This window comes from Nocardioides sp., from assembly GCF_036267815.1.
In the GTDB taxonomy this organism is placed as follows: Bacteria; Actinomycetota; Actinomycetes; order Propionibacteriales; family Nocardioidaceae; genus Nocardioides.
Genome location: NZ_DATAVI010000038.1, coordinates 107,916 through 114,551, shown reverse-complemented (window position 1 = coordinate 114,551; position 6,636 = coordinate 107,916). Strand labels below are relative to the sequence as shown.

Genomic DNA, 6,636 nt, shown 5'->3' with positions numbered 1-6,636 from the left:
GCACCGCTGGCTCGCGGCCGGCGGCTCGGAGGGTGGCCTGATGGCCGTGGCGGGCTGGACGCGGCCGGACATGCTCATGCGGTACACCAAGGCCCAGGCGTCCGCGAGAGCGGCCGAGGAAGCGCGCAAGCTGAACCTGGGAGAACTCTGAATCCCCCCGTGACCTCCTGGGCCGCGTCGAGCAGCTCGAAACCGAGGTCGAGTCACTGAGGGGCTCGAAGGCATGAGGTCAAGAACGCTGGGGCGCCATGAGCTTCATCTGACGTGAACGCGCGCGCCTGCCCTTCGGTCTGCCAGAGGCCATCCTCAGGCTCGACACGGACGTCGCGCGGCTGGTCGACCAGGCACAGCGCGCACTCGACCAGCTTGTGTGGCAGGAGCAGACGTCGTGAACGACGACGGGCGGCGCGGGGTGACTTACGAGTCGAGCTCGCCACAGGCGTTACCGGCACAACCCATTGACTGCCGTGTCATGATCGGCACGTGTCTGAGGGAGACCCGGTGACGGCCCAGCAGGAGATCACCGTTTCGTGGAACGGTATCGAGTCCGTGCCCGTACACATGGCCAATCAGTTCCTCATGCAGATTGACGCAGCGGGCCTCAACCCAGACCAGGTGGTGCTGGCCGTCGGTCAGGCGACCCCTCCTGTCGTGCTGGGGACGCCTGAACACAAGGCAGAACAACTACGGGGAGTCGCCACGGTTCAGGTCATCCCGCTGGCTCGGTACAGCCTCACACCGACACGGCTGAAGGAACTCGTTGAGATGCTCACGAAAGTGGTCGACGCTTTCGAGCAACTCAAGGAGACCGGGAAGGTACCCGAGCTATGACAAGTTCCTACGCCCTTGAAACCGGGTACCTGACCATTGCTGCGGGTGGCTCTGTAACAGGAACGGCGAGCGATGCGTCGAAGGGTCCGGTCGACTTTGGAGCCGAGACATCTGAACCGCGGCATCTGCACGTGGTGGTGGCGGATCAAGACGCCGAGCGCGCGCGATTCACGCGGATGGCAGAGCGCGCTCGGCGACGCGCCGCGGAAACGCCGACGGAGCCGGATAGCGATGAACATGCCCGCCGGCAGTTGGAGATCACGACCGCTCTGACGGCTGGTCAGCAGCAAGCGCTCGGCCTCGAGTAGCCGTGCCGCTCGAGCGAGGTGCCGTCTACCTCGCACCCTTTGAGGGCATGGGGCCGGGCGGAGTAGGGACGCAGGTCATCGACAAGTATCACGTCATCCTTCAGGACGCTGCCTCGATGGACGTGAACGCTTCACAGTTCGCCTTCGCGGTTGGGTCTAGCCCCACTGAGGGACAACCCGTAAGGGCGTTCGAAGTTCTTCTGACCGTCGCCGAACCTGGCTTTCCACACGACACCCTGGTGGATGGCCGCTGGGTCTACACCCTGCGCAGGGACGGGCTAGACGAGGCGAACTACAAGTTCACGCTCGAAGAGAAGGCGATGGACGACATCTCAGTGGCCATCTTCATCGGTCTGCAACTCAACGCTCCGAGCGAATGAGACCGCCCGCCGGCAGAACCGGCGGACGTCGTTCTGTGTTCGCCACTCCCCGTGGATGACGAGTCACTCGGGAGGTTCGGCGCACGCCAACGATCGGATTGAAGTTGAGCTTGGGCACGCACCGGTCCAGCCTGGAGGGTCGCCCTTCCGGTTCGGGGCACGGCAGGGCGAGCTTCGCACACCACAACGCCCGCCGCTGCGAGAGCGACGGGCGTTGCTGCTGGTTGGCTGTGAACGTCCCCAGCCGGGTCAGGCTATAGGCTGCGCACCTTCCCGCCATCCTCCGCGCCCACGTGCCGGCCCAGCTCGAACGCGGCCTTCTCGCGCGTCACGACCGCGCCTCCTGGTCCGCCAACTGCTCGAGCCCTAGAAGCGTGTCGCGTGCCGCGGTCAGCGCCGCGATGGCCTGGGTCAGCAGATCTGACGTGAGGCCGTGGTGGCCGATCCCAGGCGAGTAGTGCACCTCGTCATGGTCGCCACGGTCGACCCCGATGGAGACGGCCACGAGCCCGGCGTCCTCGACGTTCGTGGGCACACGATGGCCCGACTCCACGTCCTCCTGTCCGCGATCCAGGATGACGCCCAGGTCGTCGTTGCGGACCATGCTCACAGGGCGCGACGAGCCCGCCATGTGAATGCTCATCTCATAGGGCTCCATGTAGTCGACCTCGTAGCGGCGTGGGCCCCAGGTGCTCGGGTCCGGGATGACGGGAGCCGCGCTCATGCCTGCGCCTCCAGCCACTCGGCCGCCGCCACGAGGGCGGCCTGAAGCTTGCCGGCCAGGTCTCGACACTCAGCCGCGGTCAGGTCGTCGATGTAGATCTCACCCGCTCCAGGGGTCTCGACCCTGATGTTCGCAAGCACGATGGCGAGGGACTCTGAGTGCGGATCGCCGTCCTGGAGGACACTGCCCCACGCCTGGACGATGGCTCGAACTGATGGGCTCTCGAAAAGCGTCCGCGTGTGGGGACGCTCGTCCCTGCCGTCGACCTCACCCTCGTAGGGATGACCCGGCGGCATCGCGCACCAAGGCGGGCACGCTGCCCTCGCGCGAGGGAGTTCGTCGATGAGTCGTGTGGTGGTCATGGCTTCCTCTCAATCGGAGATATTGCAGCCCACACCGCTCCTGACCTGCACGTTTGGAACGCTCAGGACTACAGCGCTCATGCGTCCCTAGTGCGCGACTACCTCGACTGAGGTCGTCGAGCCCTGCGGGGCTCCTTGTCGTATGACCGACGGCTGCCGGGTGCCGTTGCTCCGGCCGTTCGAGGACCTGAATCCCGACGGCAAGGTCTCGGTCCCGAGCCGTTCGACCGATCTCCCAGAGGTACGGAGTCCGAACCCCACGAGAACACCGGTTCACGCTCGTGAGAGGTACGCCTGTACCCAACCGCAGTAGCAGGCGACCACCTGGTGTGCGAGTGCCACGGCCTCCACGACTGCATCACCGTGACCGACCACCGAGAGACCGGATGAGCGCGCGGGTCATCTCTCTAGACGACCACCCTCGCAGACCGGCCGCCGGCCGCCGGCCCGCGGCTGTGCAAGACACCTGCTCGGCTCACTCGCCGCTCGGCCTGTGACCAGGCTCGGGGGTGCAGAGGGCGGACTGCGGGTCGCCGATTCGAGCCTGACGCTCTCGTCGAGGACGTCACAACCACGGTCACAGCCGCTTTCCAGGCAAGCGGGGTGGCCCGATAGCCGCCCGCTCGTTCCGCTGCGCTCTCCTCAGGCGGGGGCCTCTTCTGCGTCGGGGTTGGCAGGTGGCGTTGCACCCCGCGGGGGTGCGTCGGGCCCGAACTCGTCCTCGATGTCGTCGACGCGCTCTTGAGCCGCGGCAACAACCTCCTCCTCGTTCGCGCCTTCCGCGGGCATGTCCTGGCTCACAGGGTGTCGCTGCCGATCCAAGGCTTGTCCGGTCTCACCTGGGGTTCTGGCTCGTCGAGCTGTTCGGCGTGGTCGTCGGGGTCTCTCCGCTCGGGCGCTGGCAGGGTGCTGACTTCCTGCTCGTCGACCATGTCCACGCGGTCGAGGGCCTCCTGGAGGGTGCGACCCTCTCCGTCACCGGAGCCGTCGCCGTGCTCAGGGGTCTCCTCGTCCGGGGCTGGGTCGACGCCTGGGTCGTGGCCGGGGTCGACGGGTTCGGGCTCGGTGGCTGGTTCGGTCATGGGTGGCTCGTACCCCGTTCGGCGCGGTTGCGACGGGGATCGGTCTCGTGATCCTGACGCCTCGCGAACCCGGCTCTTCTTCGTCGTCCCGGAGAGGTGGCCATGCGCGCGCCAGGCTGGTGCCGCCGGCCCAGCCAAGCCCTGCGGCCGCGGGCTCAGGCCGTCGCGCGGGGCGTGCCCAGCCCGTACCATCCCCGACGTGCGCTCACATCGACTCGGCAGCATCGCAGGTGCCCTTCTGGCTCTCTGCATCTGCGCCACGGAGCTCCCCTCCGCATCGGCCGGAACGCAGCACAGGTCCGGAGGGGCGTCGAGCCTGTGGCCACGGTCCACCCGAGTCATCGAGTCGATCGGCCACTATCTGCTGTCGGTCGACCCGGCCACGGGCAAGCACGTGGTTCTTTACCACAGCCCGTCCAAGATCACGGACATCTCCACGTCCGCGGACGGCCGACACGTGACGTTCACCTCGGCTGGTCACGTGTGGGCTCGCCGCAGCAAGAACCACGCGAAGGTCCATCGGATCTACGGCGGGCACGGCTCCTTCGGCAAACCGGTCTTCCAGGAGATCAGAGGCGACCACCTCTACGTCATCACGAACAACACCAACTCCATCGTCAGGATGGACCTTGACGGAGCCCATCAGGAAGTCATCGGAAGGCTTCCCCGCGGTTGGCACACTTTCGACATCTCGCCGTCAGGGAAGAAGCTCATCTACGACGCCTACGGCAAGAACGTCAATCTCAAGGCGCCCCGGATCGAGTCACTGCGCACGGGTCGCAAGGGCAAGCCGCTCAGTCTGAGCAACGTCGATGGTTTCGACTGGAACCCCAACGGGAAGAAGATCGAATACTTCCTCCAAGGGCCGGCGCGCTACGGCGTCGGACTGATGAACGGTAACGGCACGCACGCCCACCTCGTCGTCCGTGGCGCCCAACTCGGGACATCGCCGACGCTCCCGCAGGTCGTCGGGCTCGAGTGGGCACTGGGCGGCCGACGTCTGTTGGCCGCCGTGGAGGACGAACAACACGACGGCTTGTATCTGGGCTGGATCAACCCCTTCGCGGCCCACCCCCACGTGACGTCGGTACCCGGCCAAGTACTGCACTTCCGGGGCGCGCCCCTCTACGACATGGACTGGGCGCGGGTCGGCCACTAACCCCCTGGCCACGCGGCTGGGGGCTCTGCGGCCGCCGGGGGTTGCGGCCCTTGAGCCGACTCCTCAGGGTTTGAGAAGAAGTCGCTCACATGAGCACAGATCTGCCGGACCAACGGCAAAGTCTCGGCGGTCGGGTCAGGGTCCTGGTCGGGAGAACCCGAACCCGCCCAGCAGTCGAACAACGACGACGACGACGAGAGTGATGACCAGCGTGTCGGCAGCAGCGCAGGTGGACCGAACGGAACTCCACCCGAACGGCTGAGACTCACCAGTCATGCCCGTGACCGAACATGACGATGCCCACCGCCATGGGAGTGCGGCGAGCATCGCTGCCGAACGGCGCGCGAGCCTGCGCAGCAGGTCGTCGACACTACGACGACGCAGCGCCCTCGACGTCACCAATAGGGTGGAGGTTCGTTGACGTCAGGTCAGCCAATCTCAGTGGATCGCGGGCTCCAGCACGTGGAACTGGAGCAGTTCGGGTGGGGTCAGCTGGGGTCGTTCGGGTTGGCCTCCGGGTCTCCGCCGGGGGGCAGGTCCGGGTCACCGTCTCCGCCGTCGGGCAGGTCAGGGCCGTCGCCAGGCTCTTGTGGTGTGGTGGTCATGTTCTGCTCCCTCCCAGACGTGGCCCGGGGATGACGCCCCGCCCCGAGCGTCCTCCAGGGCGAGGCGCCACCGTTTTCCGAGGCCCCTCGGACGTCTGCGCGCGGTGTAGAACGAGCACCCGGCAGACCCTCCCAGGGTGCGCCCAGGACGAACCCGCCACATCACCCAGGAAGGTGGACCATCCTTTACCTAGACCGAGGGTGCCGATCAGGTGGTCCGGCGTCGTCACCACAAGACGACGCTGGCGGTCAGGGCCAGCAAGAGGAACGTCAGGAGAGACGCCGGGCCATCCATGCTCTCGCGCCAGCTGACGTCTTCGTCGGTGCACCCTCGCGCGATCCGGTGTGCGCGGGACGGCATGGGGCGGTCCTCGTGCGGGCTATCGTGAAAGTCATGGTCTCGCTCCCCGGCGGAGACATCGCCCCCAACACCGGTTCGCACCGACACGTCTCGAACGCCCAGGACCACGGCGCTCCGGCGTTCCCGGCGTGCGTCCACCACACCTGAGTGCGCAGTCTCGACGGCGAGAGGTGGATGTGGACGAGCGCTACGAGCGGCTTCGAGCCAAGATGCTCGAGCAGGTCGCCGAACACGAGCGCGGAGACCTCGACGACGCCGGTCTGCGGCTCGCCGTGGAAGGCTTCCTGAGCTCCCTCGACCACACGCACGACGACGTGCGGCAGGTGCTCTTCGAGGCCGACATCGCGCTGGAGTACGCGCAGTACGGCCATCCGCTGGATGGCAGCGACCCGCGAGCGCCGCTGCGCAGGATGCGCCGAAACCTGCGGGAGGCCCTGCGGTGACCTGTGTCCGCGCCTCGGGACCGCCGAGGACATAAGGACGCCCGCCTCCGGCGGTCTCGTGGGGTGCACCGGGAGCAGCGCACGCACTGCACTGCTGACGCCGTTCCTCAAGTCAAGTATTCAGCTCGGAGTTCTCCCACGAGGATCAGCGGCACTCCTCCTTGACCAGCGGCAGCACCTTCGGCACAGGTCTGGGGTGGCCAGGAGACGACGACGCCCGCCGACCGAGGCCGGCGGGCGTCTGTGCCGATTCCCCGCGACACATGGGGAATGCCACGGAGTGTCGGACCTCCGGCACGGGGGTTGCCGGAGCACTCCAGACGCTAGGCCGTGCACACTCCTGGCCGGTTCGCCCATTCTGGGGAGGACCGTAAAATCCTG

8 protein-coding genes are annotated in these 6,636 nt (G+C 67.0%); 5 read left to right on the top strand and 3 right to left on the bottom strand.

Features of this window, described 5'->3' with window-relative positions; genetic code table 11:
* Positions 1-483: 483 nt before the first annotated feature.
* The 3 genes from VHW64_RS07735 to VHW64_RS07725 are packed head-to-tail and all read left to right on the top strand — an operon-like array spanning position 484 to position 1,519.
* The gene (locus VHW64_RS07735; RefSeq protein ID WP_329649948.1) at positions 484-831 is read left to right on the top strand and encodes a hypothetical protein; all 348 of its coding nucleotides are present in this window, start codon (positions 484-486) and stop codon (positions 829-831) included.
* Positions 828-1,139: a hypothetical protein gene (locus VHW64_RS07730; protein WP_329649947.1), complete on the top strand. Its 312-nt coding sequence runs from the start codon at positions 828-830 to the stop codon at positions 1,137-1,139. The genes VHW64_RS07735 and VHW64_RS07730 overlap by 4 nt, the downstream gene beginning before the upstream one ends.
* 2 nt (positions 1,140-1,141) lie before the next feature.
* Positions 1,142-1,519: a hypothetical protein gene (locus tag VHW64_RS07725; RefSeq protein WP_329649946.1), complete on the top strand. Its 378-nt coding sequence runs from the start codon at positions 1,142-1,144 to the stop codon at positions 1,517-1,519.
* A 328-nt stretch (positions 1,520-1,847) separates the two neighbouring features.
* Here the strand turns inward: VHW64_RS07725 and VHW64_RS07720 are convergent, their stop codons facing one another.
* The 3 genes from VHW64_RS07720 to VHW64_RS07710 all read right to left on the bottom strand — a co-directional run bounded on the left by VHW64_RS07720 (position 1,848) and on the right by VHW64_RS07710 (position 3,687).
* Positions 1,848-2,243, bottom strand: coding sequence for a hypothetical protein (locus tag VHW64_RS07720; RefSeq protein WP_329649945.1), 396 nt, complete (start codon positions 2,241-2,243; stop codon positions 1,848-1,850).
* Positions 2,240-2,383: a hypothetical protein gene (locus VHW64_RS07715; protein WP_329649944.1), complete on the bottom strand. Its 144-nt coding sequence runs from the start codon at positions 2,381-2,383 to the stop codon at positions 2,240-2,242. The genes VHW64_RS07720 and VHW64_RS07715 overlap by 4 nt, the downstream gene beginning before the upstream one ends.
* A gap of 1,019 nt (positions 2,384-3,402) precedes the next feature.
* The gene (locus VHW64_RS07710; RefSeq protein ID WP_329649943.1) at positions 3,403-3,687 is read right to left on the bottom strand and encodes a hypothetical protein; all 285 of its coding nucleotides are present in this window, start codon (positions 3,685-3,687) and stop codon (positions 3,403-3,405) included.
* Positions 3,688-4,144: 457 nt separating this feature from the next.
* On the opposite strand from VHW64_RS07710, the gene VHW64_RS07705 reads away from it, so the two are divergent.
* Positions 4,145-4,846: a hypothetical protein gene (locus tag VHW64_RS07705; RefSeq protein WP_329649942.1), complete on the top strand. Its 702-nt coding sequence runs from the start codon at positions 4,145-4,147 to the stop codon at positions 4,844-4,846.
* A gap of 1,142 nt (positions 4,847-5,988) precedes the next feature.
* Entirely contained in the window at positions 5,989-6,255 is a 267-nt protein-coding gene (locus VHW64_RS07700; protein ID WP_329649941.1) for a hypothetical protein, read from the top strand.
* Positions 6,256-6,636: the final 381 nt, after the last annotated feature.

Coding starts and splice junctions, on each gene's coding strand:
- VHW64_RS07710 (WP_329649943.1), bottom strand. CDS start 3,687: ATGACCGAACCAGCCACCGAGCCCGAACCCGTCGACCCCGGCCACGAC.
- VHW64_RS07730 (WP_329649947.1), top strand. CDS start 828: ATGACAAGTTCCTACGCCCTTGAAACCGGGTACCTGACCATTGCTGCG.
- VHW64_RS07720 (WP_329649945.1), bottom strand. CDS start 2,243: ATGAGCGCGGCTCCCGTCATCCCGGACCCGAGCACCTGGGGCCCACGC.